The sequence below is a fragment of the Actimicrobium sp. CCI2.3 genome (assembly GCF_035019065.1).
Lineage (GTDB): Bacteria > Pseudomonadota > Gammaproteobacteria > Burkholderiales > Burkholderiaceae_D > Actimicrobium.
In genome coordinates this window covers 1-17,598 of sequence record NZ_JASJWR010000036.1, presented here as the reverse complement: position 1 = coordinate 17,598, position 17,598 = coordinate 1, and the positions used below count along the sequence as shown (strand labels likewise).

At 57.8% G+C, this 17,598-nt stretch carries 15 protein-coding genes and 2 pseudogenes; 10 read left to right on the top strand and 7 right to left on the bottom strand.

All coding sequences use genetic code 11. From position 1 onward, the window contains the following. Positions 1-44: 44 nt before the first annotated feature. From QN370_RS17605 to QN370_RS17590, 4 genes are all read left to right on the top strand, one after another. A complete protein-coding gene (locus tag QN370_RS17605) occupies positions 45-503 on the top strand; it encodes a cytochrome c (protein ID WP_322127843.1) in 459 nt (152 codons plus the stop codon). A 66-nt stretch (positions 504-569) separates the two neighbouring features. Beyond that, complete coding sequence (locus QN370_RS17600) at positions 570-1,508, top strand: quinoprotein dehydrogenase-associated putative ABC transporter substrate-binding protein (RefSeq protein ID WP_322127844.1); 939 nt, start codon at positions 570-572, stop codon at positions 1,506-1,508. Positions 1,509-1,567: 59 nt separating this feature from the next. After that, a complete protein-coding gene (locus QN370_RS17595; RefSeq protein WP_322127845.1) occupies positions 1,568-2,281 on the top strand; it encodes a hypothetical protein in 714 nt (237 codons plus the stop codon). Positions 2,282-2,309: 28 nt separating this feature from the next. Further along, positions 2,310-3,317 carry an ATP-grasp domain-containing protein gene (locus QN370_RS17590; RefSeq protein ID WP_322127846.1) on the top strand — a complete coding sequence of 336 codons (1,008 nt, stop codon included), beginning with the start codon at positions 2,310-2,312 and terminating at the stop codon, positions 3,315-3,317. Between the two features lie 75 nt (positions 3,318-3,392). Here the strand turns inward: QN370_RS17590 and QN370_RS17585 are convergent, their stop codons facing one another. After that, positions 3,393-5,378, bottom strand: a complete 1,986-nt coding sequence (locus QN370_RS17585; protein ID WP_322127847.1) for a sigma-54-dependent Fis family transcriptional regulator — start codon at positions 5,376-5,378, stop codon at positions 3,393-3,395. Between the two features lie 717 nt (positions 5,379-6,095). Here QN370_RS17585 and gfa point away from each other — a divergent pair. Next, positions 6,096-6,653, top strand: a complete 558-nt coding sequence (gfa, locus tag QN370_RS17580) for an S-(hydroxymethyl)glutathione synthase (RefSeq protein ID WP_322127848.1) — start codon at positions 6,096-6,098, stop codon at positions 6,651-6,653. A 116-nt stretch (positions 6,654-6,769) separates the two neighbouring features. On the opposite strand, the pseudogene QN370_RS20750 reads toward gfa, so the two are convergent. After that, a pseudogene (locus QN370_RS20750) lies at positions 6,770-6,929 on the bottom strand (ISNCY family transposase); the annotation flags it as partial. A gap of 536 nt (positions 6,930-7,465) precedes the next feature. On the opposite strand from QN370_RS20750, the gene QN370_RS17570 reads away from it, so the two are divergent. After that, positions 7,466-8,575, top strand: coding sequence for an MBL fold metallo-hydrolase (locus QN370_RS17570; protein WP_322127851.1), 1,110 nt, complete (start codon positions 7,466-7,468; stop codon positions 8,573-8,575). A gap of 231 nt (positions 8,576-8,806) precedes the next feature. Here QN370_RS17570 and QN370_RS17565 read toward each other — a convergent pair whose 3' ends face one another. From QN370_RS17565 to QN370_RS17555, 3 genes are all read right to left on the bottom strand, one after another. Next, positions 8,807-9,685: a hypothetical protein gene (locus tag QN370_RS17565; RefSeq protein WP_322127852.1), complete on the bottom strand. Its 879-nt coding sequence runs from the start codon at positions 9,683-9,685 to the stop codon at positions 8,807-8,809. 183 nt (positions 9,686-9,868) lie between these two features. Beyond that, positions 9,869-10,225 (bottom strand): HNH endonuclease signature motif containing protein, encoded by a 357-nt coding sequence (locus tag QN370_RS17560; RefSeq protein ID WP_322127853.1) that lies wholly within the window; start codon positions 10,223-10,225, stop codon positions 9,869-9,871. A 116-nt stretch (positions 10,226-10,341) separates the two neighbouring features. Beyond that, positions 10,342-10,725, bottom strand: coding sequence for a dihydroneopterin aldolase (locus QN370_RS17555; protein WP_322127854.1), 384 nt, complete (start codon positions 10,723-10,725; stop codon positions 10,342-10,344). Positions 10,726-10,956: 231 nt separating this feature from the next. Here QN370_RS17555 and QN370_RS20745 point away from each other — a divergent pair. Beyond that, positions 10,957-11,022 (top strand): annotated as a pseudogene (locus tag QN370_RS20745) (SEC-C metal-binding domain-containing protein); the annotation flags it as partial. A gap of 18 nt (positions 11,023-11,040) precedes the next feature. Further along, the gene (locus QN370_RS17550; RefSeq protein ID WP_322127855.1) at positions 11,041-12,351 is read left to right on the top strand and encodes an antitoxin Xre/MbcA/ParS toxin-binding domain-containing protein; all 1,311 of its coding nucleotides are present in this window, start codon (positions 11,041-11,043) and stop codon (positions 12,349-12,351) included. Between the two features lie 152 nt (positions 12,352-12,503). On the opposite strand, the gene QN370_RS17545 is transcribed toward QN370_RS17550, so the two are convergent. Both QN370_RS17545 and QN370_RS17540 read right to left on the bottom strand, forming a co-directional pair. Next, positions 12,504-12,857 carry a transposase gene (locus QN370_RS17545; RefSeq protein WP_322127856.1) on the bottom strand — a complete coding sequence of 118 codons (354 nt, stop codon included), beginning with the start codon at positions 12,855-12,857 and terminating at the stop codon, positions 12,504-12,506. Between the two features lie 52 nt (positions 12,858-12,909). Then, positions 12,910-16,089, bottom strand: a complete 3,180-nt coding sequence (locus QN370_RS17540; RefSeq protein WP_322127857.1) for a hemagglutinin repeat-containing protein — start codon at positions 16,087-16,089, stop codon at positions 12,910-12,912. On the opposite strand from QN370_RS17540, the gene QN370_RS17535 reads away from it, so the two are divergent. Beyond that, positions 16,090-16,551 carry a hypothetical protein gene (locus QN370_RS17535; protein ID WP_322127858.1) on the top strand — a complete coding sequence of 154 codons (462 nt, stop codon included), beginning with the start codon at positions 16,090-16,092 and terminating at the stop codon, positions 16,549-16,551. 20 nt (positions 16,552-16,571) lie between these two features. Continuing rightward, on the top strand, positions 16,572-16,874 hold the full coding sequence (locus QN370_RS17530; RefSeq protein ID WP_322127859.1) for a hypothetical protein: 303 nt from the start codon (positions 16,572-16,574) through the stop codon (positions 16,872-16,874). The last annotated feature ends 724 nt before the right edge of the window (positions 16,875-17,598 follow it).

The window sequence follows — 17,598 nt, the reverse complement described above, 5'->3', positions numbered from 1 at the left end:
CAGCTGATCCGGCCCGGCGCACCATTGTTTTCAAGGAGGTTTTCATGGTTTTATCCAGCACACTTATGCGCACGCTACGCATCACAGCGATGACGGCCGGCCTGACGCTTGCCGCGCTTTGCCACCAGAGCGCCTTTGGCGCGACGGCGGCGTCCGACAAGCCGGCAGCCGCGACTCCCGGCAAGCTTTACACCGTTGTCGACAAGAACAAGGTCGACCCGCACACCCTGATCGGCTGGAAAGTATGGCGCGCCCAATCCTGCGAACGCTGTCACGGCGCTGCCCAGCAAGGACTGGTCGGACCATCGCTTATCAACAGCATGAAGGTGCTGACCAAGGACCAGTTCGTGACGACGCTGATGAAGGGTCGCATTGAAAAAGGCATGCCCAATTTTGATGGCGTGCCCTTCGTCGCCGACCATCTCGATGAGTTGTACGCTTATCTCAAAGGACGTTCGGAAGGCGACATTGCCGCCGGTCGTCTTCAAGCCATCACGAAATAGACCAGACCAACACCGGTGACAGGATCACTGGAAAGGGTCTCCATCGCTGAAGAAAGGTTGTCGCTCATGGTCCCAGTTATCCTCTCTCGACATGCACTGCAGAACCGCACGGCCGTCGGCCTGTTTGTCGGCCTGTTTGCCGGCTTATTTGCAGGTTTTTTGGCATTGTCAGCGCCGGCAATGGCACAAGATGCGGCACGTCCACCGGCCAACGCTCCAGCCCAAAAAATACTGCGGGTCTGCCAGGACCCCAACAATTTGCCGATGTCGGACCAGCAAGATCGCGGTTATGAAAACAAGATCGCCGAGCTGTTCGCCAGAAAACTGGGCTGGAAACTCGAACATAGCTGGTACCCGCAGCGCATGGGTTTTATCCGCAACAGCCTGAAGGCCAAGATCGACGGTACCGACACCTTCAAGTGCGATGTCGTCACCGGCGTTTCGACCGATTTCGAGATGGGACTGGTGACGCAACCGTACCTGGCATCCACTTATGCGATGGCCTTCGTCAAAGGCAAGGGACTCGATGTCATCAAGACGCCAGCGGACTTGCTCGCGTTGCCGAGAGCGATCCGTGACAAGCTGAAGATCGGTATTTTTGCGCGCTCTCCTGCCGCGGACTGGCTGCTGAAAAACGGTCTGATCGCGCAGATGGTGTCGTATTCGCCGCAGACCGGCGATCCGGATCAGTACCCGGGTCAGTTGATCGACCGCGACCTGGCCAACGGTACGGTCGACGTGGCCATTGCGTGGGGACCGATCGTCGGGTATTTCGCCAAGCATGCGGCTGGCACGCCGATCACGGTCGTGCCATTCAAGCCGCAAGACGACGGCATCCGCTACGGTTTCAGTATTGCGATGGGCGTGCGCTATGGTGAAAAAAACCTGCGCGACCAGCTCAATGCCTTGATCGCCTCCAGTCAACCGGAGATCGCGCAGATATTCAATGATTACGGCGTACCGACGACCGCACTACCGGCAACGACATCGGCGGCACCGTCCTGAGCGGCGACGTCGCATTCACATTCGCCACCCCGCACCGGGGAAGACCAAGGAGATTCACGATGCCTATTTCACCGACACACCGCACCGGCGTCCTCATGCTGGCCGCCGGTATGCTGCTGGCAATTGCCGCCAGTGCCAGCAGCGCTCAGGAAATTTCGCAGTCCGAAAAAATCCTGTTCCAGAGTAACCACTTCGGCAGCATCAAACAGTCCACCCGGATTGCGTACGCTTATCACCAGGAGAGCGCCGCGCCGGACGCTTTCGACGATGCCGTGACCCTCACGGTGACCCATCCCAATGCCGACGGAACGGCTTCCGTCGCCGCGCAGTTCCTCACGGGAAGCCATGCCATTGCGATCGCACCGATCGACCATGCGCAGGGCAACCCGGCCATCCTCGGTTTTCTGGAACGCGATATTGCGGAAATGAAGCGACTTACCGGCGGCTCGACGAACTATTTCCGCAAGCGTATCCGGCTTGCGCTGGCCGCTCCCGAGGCCGCGATCAAGACCATTACGGTGAATTACGCCGGGCACCCGGTTGCCGCGCAAGAGATTTCGGTACGCCCGTACGTGGATGATCCGCTCAAAGAGCGCTTCGGAAAATTTGCCGGCAAGGGGTATGTCTTTGTCATCAGCGACGCCGTACCGGGTAGCGTGTTTCAGGTCTACACTACGTTGCCTGCAGATCACTCTGCCGCTACGATTGCCACCACAATGACGATTCAGCAGAAAGAGCCCGCGCCAAAGAAAATTGCCGGTCCTGCGACATAACCGGCCGTCTGGCAACAGGGACACCACGGTGAAAATTTTTATCTGTGAGCACGATTGTCATCCGGTAGCTGCCGATGCGGATCTGTCGTCATCGTCTGATTTCCGGGGTGACATGTTGTTGAGCGCGCTGCTGGCCGATCTGTCGCGCATCGATGACTTGTCGGTGACGGTGATGCGCCTGGCCGGTCACGGTTTGCGCGAGCTGCCTGACAAGGTATCCGTTGTCATGGCCGACGGCGACGACCACACCGGAGCGCTGCTCCGCTGCATCGATAACGCCGACGCCGTGTGGCCATTGGCACCCGAATCCCGTGGCCTTCTCGAATCGATTTCCAGGACAACCCTACAAAAAGGCAAGCTGCTCATTGGCAGTTCTCCTGATGCCGTACGTCTGGCAGGCAGTAAATATCTGACTTCGCAGGCGTTGCGGGCGGCCGGCATGGCGGTGGTACCGACGTATTTTTTCACCGATATCCTGCCACCCGGTTCGCATGCCTGGATTGTCAAACCCGATGACGGTGCCGGTTGCTCGGACACCCACCTGTTGTCGAGTGCTGCGCTGGCCAGCGAATGGATAAACGCCAGGCCGGCGCGCAACGTTATTCTGCAGCCGTATGTGGCCGGTCGGCCTTGCAGCCTGTCGCTGCTATGCGGCAGCAATGAGGTCTTTCTGCTGGGCTGCAGCGAGCAGCGTATCGCCGCGGCGGATCACCGGATTCATTACCTTGGCAGCACCGTCAACAGCATCAGCGATACCGATGGCCGGCTCGAGCGGCTGGCGCGCGACGTGGTCGCGGCTATTCCCGGACTGTGGGGCTATGTCGGCATCGATATCATGATCACGCAACACGGCCCGGTGGTACTGGGAGTCAATCCGCGCATGACCATGTGCCACGCGGGATTGCACGACTCCATCGGTGTCAATCCGGCCGGCATGCTCGTCGAGATGCTGCGCAGTGGCCGCTGCAGCGCACAGCGCCAGAAAAAAAACCGGCAAGTCAGTATCGATGTCCATGGCGGCCTGCCGCATCACTGAATCAAGTGTACCCAATTCAAGCGCACCCAATTCAACTGTACCCAATTTAAATATCCACAATTCAAGTGTCCACGATCAGTACGTGTCGCGCGCGGCGATCGCGATATCGAGTCGGCCAAGCTTGCGATAGAGCGTATTGCGACTGAGATTAAGCTGGCGTGCCACTTTGCTGAGGTTCCAGCGCGACAGCTTCAGTTGCCGGATCAGGGCGTCGCGCTCGGCCAGTTCCAGTGGATTGAGCGAGTCGAGCGGTTCGGATGCGTGAGCTGGCAATGTCACTGCCACGTCGTTTCCGGCGCTACTGCCAAGTACAAAAAAATCCGGCGGCAGGCTGTCGAGGTGCAGTGCATCCCCATCGCGCAACGCCACCATGGTCCGCAGGACATTGCGCAACTGGCGGATATTGCCGGGCCACGGATGGCGATCCAGAGCCGCCATCAGCGGCTCATCGATGGTGACGAGTGCGTCATCCGGCATTTCCTGTTGCAGCACGAACCGGATCAGTTCCTGCCGGTCGCCGCGCTCGCGCAATGGCGGCAAGGTCAGTGTCAGTCCCTGAATCCGGTAGTACAGGTCTTCACGAAATGCGCCGCTGGCAATCTTGCCCGGCAAATCGCAATGGGTCGCACTGATCAGACGGATGTCGAGCTTGATCGCGGTTTCGCTACCCAGTGGGACGACCTCGCGCTCCTCCAGCACCCGCAGCAAGCGCGCTTGCAGGGCAATCGGCATGTCGCCGATTTCATCGAGAAACAGCGTGCCGCCGTTGGCCTGAAACAGTTTGCCGCGCTGCCCCTCCTTGTTTGCGCCGGTGAATGCGCCGGACTTATAACCGAACAACTCGCTTTCGATCAGCGACTCCGGGATCGAAGCGCAATTGATCGCGACATAGGGCTGGTGCGCCCGTTTGCTCGACAAGTGGATGCCCTTGGCAAAGAGTTCCTTGCCGGTGCCGGTTTCACCGTAGAGCAGGATCGCCACGTCCCGCTCGACGATGCGCAGTGCGGTGCGGATATTGTGTTCCATCACCGTATCCGGACCGCATTGCAAGCGTTCCAGCGGTGCGCGCGATTTGGCACCCACCTCACCCATGGCCACTGGTGCTGCTGCACTGCCGAAGGTGTGCAGGACTTGATTTTCGCCGCTCGCGCAGGCCAGCGCGCACGCGAAAAATCGCCGTCCGTGGCGCGCATCGAACACGACGGACGGCGTCGGTCCGTGCTTGATACTGGCACGCAGCAACGACTCGAATGACACATTGAAAAAGGCATCCAGCGGCTGGCCAACAATATCCTCAGGCGTAATGCCAAGTTGCGCCAGCGCGTTGCGGCTGGCTCCCAGCACTCGGTAATCGGTATCGACCGCAATGATGCCTTTACCGAGGGTCGCGACGAACTCCTGCCGGGGATGAAAAACCAGTAGCCGCGCCGTCGGAAACTCGGTCATGAAAATCCTGTTTTCAATTTCCTGCACGGACATTTTTACCAGCTCCAGCACGTGGCACGGCGCGCGGTGCACTACCCCGGAGGCATCCAGCACCGCGAGTAACTTGCCACGCCAGTCAAGCACCGGCGCACCCGCGCAAGTCAGGCCGGTATTGCGAAACAGGTAATGGTCACCCTGGTGAATCAGGATAGGCCGCTGTTCCTGCAAGCAGGTTCCCATTCCGTTGGTTCCCTGAAAACGCTCGGACCAGACGGCACCGGCGATCAGGCCGGATCGGGAGGCCGCATGCGTGAACCCCGGATCGCCAAAATAGTTCAGCAGCACGCCATCGCCGTCGGTCAGCATGATCGCGTAATCCGACTTGGCGATTTGCTGGAACAGGTTGGCCATCTCGCTTTTTGCGGCCCGCAGCACCACCGACAACTGCTCCTGCCGCTCGAGCAGTTCCGGCCGCTCCACGACATACAGCTCGCGTGGCAATGCCGGATCGAGCTGGTAGTCGTTGGAACAGCGTATCCATGAATCGGCAATGTGATTCGGTATATGCGACGAAGGGGATGAAGGCGAACGAACGACGCCGCGTATGCGAGTGCAATGACTATGCACGCTGATCATGCTGTCTCCTTGCCCGGCATGCCGTCTTGCCGGGAATGGTTAATTTGTTCCGGGCTGGAACGTGACCTCTGGCGGGTCGGTTGGCCATCGTGGCTCGGTTATTGCGGTGTTGATTATTACGGTCTTGCTGTCATGCCGAATGAACATGACAGCTTGTCTTGACTGTGACCGGGGAATTTCGGCCCCGCCTGTACTGCGCGCATCGTGACTTGTGACTTTGTCTTCTGACAGGAACGCGACTACTACTGATGACATCAACTAACCTACCAATCAGAATACACCGAATACATAGCAGTACCGAAAGTGACGCAGTAGAATTTTTGACAGCGGCAATTGAACGCAGTCTGGCGATGATCCCGAAGACATTTTTCCCGGCCATCCTCGGCCATGACGATGCCAATTAAAAGATCAACCATGCCTTCGATCTGATGAAGGCCGGCACCTCGATGTGATCGGTCGTGATGTGTTGAGGCCAGCTTGATCGGATGCCTGGCGCGCGGTACCTGCTCAATAGTTGACCACCCTGTTGCGCAGGTCGCGTCACTATCGGACCTACCGCAACGTGCGAAACCCGATGGTCCGCACAGGACAGGCCTGGCAGCCATGGGCGCGGTTGTTGCTAAGTTTATCGGGCCGCAACATTACTGAAGTTCAACAATGGGTTTGGCTAACGATTCAGACTGATCTGTTATCCAGCCCTTTTCCCAGGAGAGATACATGACTGTTCATATCCACCCATCCGTCGATCACGGCGTCAAGCCCGCACAGGCAGGATTTTCCGGCGGCACCTTGCTGTGCGACTGCACCGATCACAAGGTTGAAGTCACGATCACCTCACAGACCGCCCACAATCACGTCTGCGGTTGCTCGAAATGCTGGAAGCCGGCCGGTGCCCTGTTTTCGCAAGTTGCGGTGGTCTCGAAAGAAGCCGTCCGCATCACCGCCAACGGTGACAAGCTGAAGATCGTCGACACCACGGCAGCGATCCAGCGACATGCCTGCACCAGCTGCGGCGTCCACATGCTCGGCCGTATCGAACAGTCCGGCCATCCATTTTATGGTCTGGATTTTGTGCATACCGAACGTTCGCCGCAAGCTGGCTGGGCACCGGCCGAATTTGCCGCTTTCGTCTCGTCGATACTCGAAGCGGGTGCTCCTGCCGACCAGATGGGCGCGGTACGTGCGCGCCTGGTCGAACTGGGATTGCCACCTTACGATTGCCTGTCGCCACCACTGATGGACGCCATCGCATCGCACATCGCCAAGTCAAGATAAGGTAGACCGGACGCGCTCTTTCAAGACGACCTCAACGTGCCACAACAGCAGTGGCATCACCCCTTTGTAAAAGTAGCGTCCATTTCAATCACCGCCTTCTCTGTCTCGTAGGCAGAGAAGCGCTTTTTCGCTTCGCTCACCATGGAGCCCTTCATCACCTGATGAGGCAAGGTGACTCGATAGTGGTCTTCCATCATGCCCTCCCTTCCCACCGGCTCTGCCTTTGCTGATCCATGCGGTGTGCGGCTCACAGATCGAAAAGACCTTGTCGGCATGGGCAGTCCAACGCTATGTCTGCTACCAAACTCTTGCATGCCCACTATCGGCATCGGGTTGCATGGAGTGCGGTCAGACACACACCAGACAGTCTTTCGCCGATAGGCGTCTGCCAGTTGACGCAGCAATACTTTTATTGTTGGCAACTTTTTATGACAGGGCATGTCCAACTTGCAACGCATCCGCTCTTCACCAGAAAATCGGAAAATTGCCGGGCAGTCTTTTGGCGACACGATGTCAGTGCAATCGCTGGCTGACTACTCACTGCGGGGCAACCTTGCGATCTGCTGTATCGATGTGGATTACGCCATCGGCGTGGTCCAGTGCGCAAAGTAGCAAGTTAGTCCTGGCGCATTCAAGGTGCCCTGGCCGGCCAACACACACATCGACCGCGCGACAACCGATTGATCTGAGAGAGCTGGTCGATCCCCTTTAGCCTCGCTCCACTTGGCGAGGATCTATCCGTATTTATACCAATGCAAAGCCGGTATAACCGCACCCGTGATGACGGGCGCGAAACCGGCGGGCGAACATGAATGGACAACACTTTGAAACGATTCCTGATACTGGGCCTGGCCCTGATGTGCGCTGTTGCCCTCGGCACCGGCGGCTATCTTTATTTGACGCTGGGACAATTACCCGATAACGCGCAATTACAGGGAGCACCGCAATACCGCGACGGACAGTTTCAAAACGAGGTGGCCTCGCCACCGCGTTCTGGCGGTTTCGGATTTATTCTGGCAGTGATTCGAGGGCGTTTCGAGCCGAGAGACCGGCCCGCACCGGCGGGACCGCTGCCCTCGGTGAAGACCAATCTGGCGGCGCTGGATCCCGGGCAGGATATTGTGATTTGGCTCGGACACTCGTCCTACTTCGTGCAGGTTGGTGGCAAGCGGTTATTAATCGATCCCGTCTTCAGTAACTATGCAGCGCCGGTGCCGGGCATGGTGCGCGCCTTCGAGGGCACGAGTCTTTACACAGCCGAGGACATGCCGGAAATCGACGTGGTCCTGATCACGCACGATCACTACGATCATCTTGACTATGCAAGCATGAAGGCCCTTGAACCAAAGACGCGCCTGGTGATTGCGGGGCTGGGCAATGGTGCCCATTTGCGCCACTGGGGGTATCCGGAAGAAAAAATTCGTGAAATGAACTGGCATGGCAGCCTGGAGCTTGGTGATGGTTTGATGGTGCATGCCCTGCCTGCGCAACATTACTCAGGACGCTTCTTGAAGCGCAACCAAAGCTTGTGGGTGAGCTACGCGCTGGAGACCGCAGAGCGACGCTTGTATTTCAGCGGCGATACGGGTTTCGGTCCGCACTTTGCACAGATTGCGAAACGTTTTGATCGGTTCGATTTTGTCTCGCTTGATGCAGGACAGTACAACCAGAAGTGGGCCGATATCCACATGACGCCGGAGGAAGCCTCCCGTGCGGCGGACATACTCAACGCAGACTCCCTTCTGACGGGACATGCCGGTCGTTTCAGCTTGGCACGCCACGCGTGGGACGAGCCATTTGAACGCGCCTTAGCGGCAAGCAAAGGCAAAAGCTACCGGCTATTGACTCCCCGGATTGGCGAACCGGTCCATCTGCAGGATCGAGATCAGGCGTTCACGCTTTGGTGGAAGGGACTCAAGTAGGCGTAACGCAGGAGTCGCTTGACAAGAGCCAGCATGGCGTTGTCTTGCCGGCTGGCAAGAGCGACGGACTTGTGCAGCTTCCAACCTGAATTTGCATAAAAAGGGCACGGATACGGTAGGTGATTGATGAACTATGCGTTATCAAGAAACACACTCGTCAACATAAACGCCAACTTGCTCATTGCATCCCCGCAATAAGCCGCGGCTACCCGAACGCCTGTCCCGGGACGCTTATCCAATGTATTTTTTATTGGTATCTTTGTTTTGCAACTGCCATTGATCACCTTGCAGGGACCATTTTTTTGAGTCCTGCGGGGTGAGCGTCAGATCCCAGGAGTTGTCATGGCTAACAGCAACAAAGCCAAGCGCTTCGTACGCCTTCGTACTATCACCATTTAATGACATCAATTGAAGAAGGCATCCCTTTTTATCCCAGGCAACCGCTTGCGCAACGGCCCGTTCTATTAATGCAGCACCGGCACCTTCAGACAGCGGGTGGGTCGCCAGGACATTAATTTTTGCAGGCCTGTTGCTCGCCATTTTTTTCAAAATCAGTATCCCTATCGGGCTGTTATCGACGTAATACGCCATCACCAAATCCGGTTTGGGGAAACGTTTCACAGTGTTGATCATGGCGCGCGTGTTTTTCAGGCGATCGTTGTAAATCTCTTCGTGCGTACGTGGTGGAATTTGCCAGTCTGTGAGGCAAACATTGTTGTCAGCGCTTGGGATGCCGGATTGTTTGCGCTGAGGAAGAGGGGAAATAGCGGGATTGCTCTCTACATTTTCAAGAAAGTCCGTTACCAGCTGGGGAATATCCTGTGTGTGAATTATTTTTATGGGAGCACTATCAAAGACGCGCAAATTTAACGCGCAGGCGTTGCCCGGCTTGAGCGCTCTGGATGAGGCCGATGAAAAATAGGCAGAGGCTTTCGGCGGAGACCGGAAGACGGGTCCGGTGTTCGCCGAGCCGTCCGGAAGCTGCTTGAGCAGGCGATTTTTTAACGTCTGTCCAACGCCATGATCGAACCGTGCCTCGGTCGCCTCTGCAGGGTGCGCGCGAGCCGCCAACGCTCTGCCATTGTGCGACGGCAGCGATTGCGCTAACAAGCGCTGGCCTTGGGGTGGTAAAGATGCGGGTAGAAGCGGACGGAACAGGGAACGATGCATAGAGTGGTGGCGTGCTGATTATGGGAATGGCGCAGCATCAGTGGCATCGCTGGCGGGATAGTTCCCTCCCCCTGTCTCGAGACCGGCAAAGCGTTACCATCTCTGCGCCACATGGTTGTACTTTTATTTACTGCGCAGTCGCGCGCTTTTTCGGCTCTTTTCAAAAAAAAAGTCGGGCTTGGTTTTTACCCACGTCAGGAAGTGGCGCATTGCGTCTTGTTGCTTTAACAGTTCAATAGTGGAAAACTGCCGTGCCAGTTCCGTTTCGGTAAAGAGAGCGTGAATCTGGCGATGACATATGCGGTGAAGATCAACCGTCAGTGATCCGCCGTGCGACTTGGGTATGAGGTGATGTGCGTCTTTTTGGTGGCCAGGGATCGGTCGCCCGCACAACGGACACACGTCGTCGACTTTGTTTTTTTCTGCCCAGGCATCATCGAGCAGCGCCAACATTTTTTTCTTCTTGATACGCCCGGTCACCGCACTAATCCTGAAAATATTGGACTAACAGACAATCGATATTCGATGAAGGAGATTCGCAGACGCTCAACGACAGTCGCAAAAAAATACCGGATGCCACGGACTCTTTCAAGCATTTATCGCATTCCGGCCAACGTAGTTGCATCGACCGACAGCCTCACGCCAAGCGAGCCTGATCCGTTATGCACCGGGAATTTGCGCAAAGTGACTTCGACGGATTCCACTTCTGCACAGCCGGCACATGCTTTGACAATCCGCGTGATGAGCCGCTCTTGCGTCTCGTAGTGGCAGTCGCCAGCAAGACGGTGAATTTCTGCCATCAACGGGTCGTAATCGAATACGAACGCCATACCGTCTTCAGCAATCAGGACGTGTTGCGAACCGATCTGCAAGATAAGGTTAAGCAAGTGCTTGTCGGGCCCACTGTCATTGGGACCGAATGTTCCGATGTCGGTGTCGATTTCCAGATCGCGAAGTTCGACGCAAGCCTGATTTTTCATCCGTGTATTCCGTTGTCAAAAGTTATTTGATCGAGCCTGGGCTGCAGGCAAAATGTCACCGTCCGAAAGCAGTGAAAAATTGACAAAGCGCCTGGTTGCTTCGGTTATCAGCATTCAGTTTAATTCGCTTTTATAAACTGGGTTGCCAGACACTATTTACCCTGCTTCATGCGCAATGCGTAACAATGCAGACCAACAGACCTCTCTATCATTGAAAGAAATACGCTCACCATGTCCGCACCAAATGATCAATGCCCCTGTGGAAGTGGCAAAAAATACAAACACTGCTGTCAGCGCGAAGATATTTCACCGCGCATGTCCGAGACACCCGCTGCGAACAGCACCTCCCAGGCAGGTGCCGTCGAAAAAGCAGTGGAATGGCTTGCTGATCGCCACCGCAAGGGCTGGCAGGTCTCTTTAAAGCGCCTTCTCGATGAACTCCTGAGTCCGACCGACATCCAGAAGCTTGGACAACTTGACGAGGGGATCCTTGGTGCAATCCAGTTCAACCTGACCGAATGGCAGCTAGCCGAAGGCGAGATACAGGCAAGAGGCAGCAACCGGCGCGTAGCCGATTACCTGACGGGCCCATCCGGTCCCACCTGGAATGCCGGTCAGCGCGACTGGTTGCAGCAGCTGGGCCAGCGCCCCTTGAGCATGTACAACGTCACCGACGTTGTGTCGGGAGTTGGGATAACGCTATGCGACGCATTGGACGGTGCTGCTACGCCGATTCAAGTGCAGGAACGCGCAGGTAGCCGGGGACTTGCGCCGGGCATGCACCTGGGTTGTCGTGTGATGCGCGTGGGGGATCACCATGAACTCTCCGGGGCGGTCTATCCGTTCTCGCTGCTCCATGGACCTGCGGTGGTGGCTCGCTTGCGCGCCACCAGTGAGGAATTTGGCCACCTTCCCGGGCTGGCGCACGAACAAGGTTTGGTATTAATGGCACTCTGGCTGCAACAGTATCTGGCACCACCACCGTTGCCCACAATGATCGACCAGCATTCTGGCGAGCCCATCGTACCGATCACGGACCATTACCGTGTGCTGGACTGGGAGGTGTTGGCCGGTGCGCTGCAAGGCTGCAGCGATGTGGAGGGCAATCGGCACGATGGCTGGACGCGCCTGCTCGCCTGCTCTGACGGACAGAGCAGGCCTCTGGCTCATATCAGCGTCGGGAAAAAGAACGATCAGATCGAGATTTTTTACAGGACACAAATCCATGCTGACCAGGGACGCGCCTGGTTTGAAGGCTTGACTGCCGGTACGGTGGAATTTTTGACGCGCAAAAAAGTCCATCCTGAAAGCATCCTGCGTCAAAGCAAACAGTCTGCTGCCGGCCTGACCAACGCCACAAACTTGTCCGAGATTGACCCCCGGGAGTTGGCCAAGGCCATGGAAGAACTTGTCCACCGCACCTATGCCAATTGGGCCAATGAGTCCATTCCCGCACTCGACAATAAAACACCCCTTCAGGCAATCCAGAGCGCCGCTGGACTCGAGCGGGTCAAAGGCTTGTTACGCAGCTACGAAGTCAGCGAAAAAACAATGGCCGCGCAACAGGGACGAGATGAAATGAGTTATGACTTTCTGTGGGAATCATTGGGCTTGCTGCGTTCATAGCCACGTCAATACGTTGGTGCTTGGTGAAAAGCCTCTCGGGTGAGGCAAGGAAACTTCCTCCTTGCGTCATTCGAGGGTGGAGAGCAACAGGTTACCCACGACGGAATGCAGTTGTAGAAGCCGACTATGTAGTCGGTGATGTCATTTTTTGCTTACGCCTTGTTGGCACAAGTACTTTGCCAGGCCCGCTCCAATTGGCTGCCACGAGTGCTGTGGAATAGTAAGCCCGGAACTGGGCAGCGCTGCTGCACGGCCATCTGCAGTGTCTCGCAGACCAGTCCGGCAGGCACGTTCGACAGGATACGCAGCAGGTCTGCCGTCAACAGATTCCCGATGCCGCGCTGGCCGCTTTGCTCGGCGTCATATTGCTTGATCCAGCGACGGATCGCAGTCTCGCCAATATTCATACTTTGGCTGACATGAGTGGTCGTCAGCCCCTGTTCCTTGATCATACGAACGACTTCCAGCTTCAGGCTGATGTCGAACTGTCGGTGTTGCTTTGTCATTGATTTTTCCTCTGGTGGTGGAGTTTCCCACCTCTCGAGGTGTCAGCACAAATTAGACCACTACACCTGCTGCCGTGCTGACCAGTGCCATCAACGTCTTGGCAAGCGCGCCGTCAATGCCCGCCTGCTGCAACTGCGCGGCGACCAACGGTGAGGCGAGCGTTCCTGCAGCGGCACCATTAAGGCCACCCGTGAGGCCACCTACGACCGTGTGCGCAAGGACGCGTAGCGTGCCGTTGTCACCCCAATTGTCGTCCAGCGCCTGCGTTTGTTGCTGCAGCGCTTGCGCGCGTACCGGGTCACTTTCCCTGGAGGCTTGCTCCCGGAGACCAACGGCCTGTTTTTGCTGGCTGGCGGCATAGTCACCAATCGCCGTACTGGCTTCTCGCCCGAACGTCTGCGTAATCTGCACCTGCGTATTGATGTCCTTTTGCACCGTGTCGGCATCAAGGATTTTCTGGATGCCGGTACCTGCATCTCCAGTACGCGCAGCCTTGTCACCAGCAATACCGCTGATGGCCGACGCAGTTACGCTGCTGGCATTACCGCTGTCGTGGCCGATGCCGGCGCTGGAGCCGCCGAGGGTAAGTTTGCCGTTTGAGTCTGCGCCCGTACCCAGTGTGACGCCCACGCATGTGGCGCTGTAGCTGGCCTGGTTTTGAATATCGCTCGTGGTAAGCGTGCTGCCCGTCGTGAAGCGATTAACGTCATCGTCCATCGCCTTTTGCGTGCTGGTGATGGCACCACCCGTGAGCGTCGTATTGCCTGCAACGTTGACGTTAAATCCGCCATCACCCGCCTGAATGCCGGACTGCTCTGCCACGCTGGCGAACGTGCTGTCGACCTTGCTTTTGCTTGCGCTCAGGTTGCCACCACCCGTACCAGGACCGATCGGGACCGTGATCCCGGCGCTTGCACTTTGCTGCTTACCAGCGAACGCACTGGTGTCCTGCCGGCTGGCAATGACCAGGTTGCCGCCGATGTCGCCCATGACTTGCCGGCCACGCACGACCGCGCCATTGAGGGAGGTGTCGCCACTCGACTTCAGCGTGACCCGGTTGCCGGCGTCGACCTGGCTGTTGACTTGGGTGACGTCGCTGCCGTCAGCCTTGCCGCGTGCTGCTGCGGCGTTTGCGCTGATGTAAAAACCTGTGTTGGCACCCACCGAGAAGCCAATGCCGGCAGAGGCGCTGCTGGAGTTGTTGCTACTGGTTTGTGTGGCCGTGTTGCTGGCTGCAGTCAGATCGATCTTGCCGTCAGCGAGCAGGCGCACATCCTGACTAGCGCTGATCCGGCTGCCGTTGACGGTAATGTTGCCGTCGGTGCTATCGACGTTGCTGGCCTTATCTGCAATGGCACGCAACGTCACATCTCCGCCAGCAGCGATCATGCTGCCGCGCGCGGTGCTGCTGCGCTGGGTGCTGTCGCTCTGGCTCTTGCTGCCGCCCAGCGAAATATTGACGCCGATACTGGTGGCCTTGTCCGCACCGGTCACCGCATCCACCGCTTTGGCCGCGGCCAGCACCGTGGTCGCTGCTGCCAGCGCCTGCATCCGCACATCCTTGGTTTGGCCAGCTGCTGCTGTCATTTGCTGGGCGGTCTGTCCCGCCGAGATGACCGGGTTCGACACGGCCACCGTCAGACCGCTCTGCTTGAATTGCTGCTGCTGGCGTTGTTCTGCGGTGTCGGTCGCGGCGGTGATGTCGATCTTGCGGGCGGTAATGTCGATGCTGCCGTTCGGGGTCAGCAGGTCGCTGCCGGTTTGCGTGTAGCGCTGGCCGGCAATCAGGCGCGCATTGCCGCTCAGGCTGGCGACGGTGCTGGCTGCGCTGGTGGTCGCGGTGCCGGTGGCGTCCTGCTGTTGCTGGCGTTGGCCGAGCGTGAGCGCAGCGCCGCTGGTGAACAGGCCGGAGGTGGTTTGCTGGAACGCGCTGCTGTCTTGCTGCGTGCCTTGCGCGGTCGTGATGGTGAGATTGCGACCGGCGTCCAGTCGCAAGTCGCGATCGGCGACCAGCGAGGAGCCAGCGACGCTGATGTCACCGGTTCGGTTGGTCGGATTACCCGCTTGCGCCAGGATCGTGTTGCCCGACAGGACGCTGCCCTGCACCTGGTCGCTGCTGCTGCGCTGTCTGGTCGTGGTCGTGGTCGATGACACCAGGTTGCCGCTCTTGTTGTAGCTGTCGTTGATCGCGCTGCGCGCAGTGGTGATCGCACCAATCGCAATATCGTTGCCGGCGACCAATCCGACCTGCCCGGCCTTACTCGACAGGTAGCCCGCGTTGACGGCGATATTGCCGGCACCGTCACCTCCGTTGGCGATCACGCTGAGGTCGTTCGTTGCGCTGATGCTGCCGCCAACCAGCGTTTCGTCGCTGCGGGCAACATGGTTATAGGCGTTCTTGCCGATGGTCTGGATATCGGTTGTCGTGCGCTCTTTGGCAGCGGCTATGGTGACGTTCGCGCCCTTCAGCAGAACGCTGTCACCGGCCGAGACGGTCGCACCGCGCACGCCAAGATTTCCTCCGGCGACCAGCGCCAGGTTGCCGCCCGCTGCCAGGTTCGCACCGGCTTGCGTGAGCTTGTCGTCGACGATAAAGCCGCTGCGACCCTGCACCGTGCGCCCGCTGCTGTCTCCCACGGCGATCTGGTAGCGCTGGTCGACGCTGCTGATGCGGATGTCACGTGCGGCGGTAGCGACCAGGTCGCCGCTGGCGTTCACACTGGCGCCGGCGACCAGCAGATCGCGGGCGGCGTCGATACGCACCGTGCCGCCCTGCACCGTGGCGACGCGATCAATCGCACTGCGGGTGCTGTTGCCGCTGGTGTTGGCGGTGTCGATGGTGCGGGTCTGGATCACCACGTCGCGTCCGGCCAGCAGGGTCACGCGACTGTCGGCCCCGCTGCCCTGAATCACGCCGGACAGGTTCTTCAAATCGTTGCTCGACCTTGCGACGATGTCCTGCCCACTGAGACGCCCGCCCTGGTTGACCAGGTCGCCCCCGGCCACGAGCGTGAGCTTATCGCTGGCGGCGATCGTACCGCTGTTGACCAGGTCACGGTCGGTGCGAATCGTGACGTCGGACCCGGCGATCAGCGCGCCGGTGGGCGTGAGGTCACCGTCTTTGAGACGGCGCAGGAAGACCTGCGGTGCCAGCACCTGCTGCACCGTGCCGTCGGCCAGGGTTACGTTCTGCGTGGAGAGCCAGACGATGTCGGTAGTGAGCAGGGCCATATGCTCTGCCGACAGTGCCATACCCGGAGTAAGCTGGTACTTCCGTGCGAATCCAACCCCGCTGTCCATCAGTGCCTGGTATTCAGTTTCGGTGCTGCTGTAGCCACTCAGGAACCGGCGTCCGGTCAGCGTCAGGATCTGGTCGTTGACCAGTTGCTGTTCGGCGAAACCGTCGCCGTAGCGCTTGAGCTGGCGCTCGGGGTCGCGCTGCAGTGCTTGCAGGAAGTAGTCAGAGCCGATAAAGGCGCGCTGGTTGGTGAAGCGCGGATCAGTCTCGACCAGGGTGCGGCTGTCCGGCGCCGGAAGGATCGTGAACAGGCTGGTGCCGTGACGATGAAGGCGCTGCCCGAGTTGGCGCTGACTTGTTGGGACGATACTGGTACGACTGCGCAGATGGCGATGTTCAGGATACGACGAAATTCAAATTCAACGGACGGCAAACGCATGAACTGGGGTGCCTGAGTTACGACGCGCAGAGCGGGATGTATGCCCATGTGACGTACACCGTGACGACGCAGCGGCTGCCACTAGCGGTGCTCGATTGCTGGATGCGGGCAACCAAGGAACGTCTCGAACCCAACCTGGCGGAAAGTACGCGCTGGATCAAGGGCTATGAGCGCCTGGCGGACATGGTGGCGGGCCTTTCCGGCACGCGTCTGATCTACTTGGCCAACCGCGAAGCGGACATGCTGTCTCTGATGAAAAGGGTTGGATATCTGAATACGCCTGTCGACAGGTTGGTGCACGCTGCGCACCACTGTTGTCTGCCGGATGGCGATAAGTAGTTCGCACAGCCCTGTGCAGGGGGTGCGGCAGGAGTGATCGAATTTGTCATGCCGGCGAGCTATGGCGGCAAAACGCACAGGGTGCGCCAGCAGCTGTGCATCTGGAGTGGTGTGCAGGCTTTGTATTTATTTGTCGCAGGCATGCGGGTGGCGCGTGAGATCGTAAGCGGTGAGAGTTATGGGTAATGGAATGCTATATGCCATCACCTTTTGGAGAGTAAATTCAAATGGCACCGACAGCAATTTGATTTGTAATGCCAATAGTTCCTGGAACGGGTCCAGCACCGCTAGTTCCGGGCCAACCTAACGACATTCTTCCGATGCTTTGGGCTTTTACCGCACTTCCTGTATTCGCACCAACTATACGTTGTAGTCAATGCGTTGTTCACCCACCTGTCCGAAATTTTCTATTCGCGCTACTCGAAATCCAGCCGAAAGCAAGTTCACATACACAAACTCGTGCATCTCACTTTCATTCAATTCCGCATCTCAATTAATAGCACTCAACCGAATCCAAAAGGGAAGATCTGAATTATCTGAGTCGTCTGAAAACATGATCTTGAATTCGACTTTTTCAGTTCGTCCAATGAAGTAACGTTCATCTACATAATTACTACTTGAACGCTCTTCGTAGTTGTCTACTTTAGGGAACCGCTGAATAAAGCCGAACCCAAGAATGAAAATGGCTGATTCCGCCTCCAGCAAATTTTATTCTCGAAAAAGT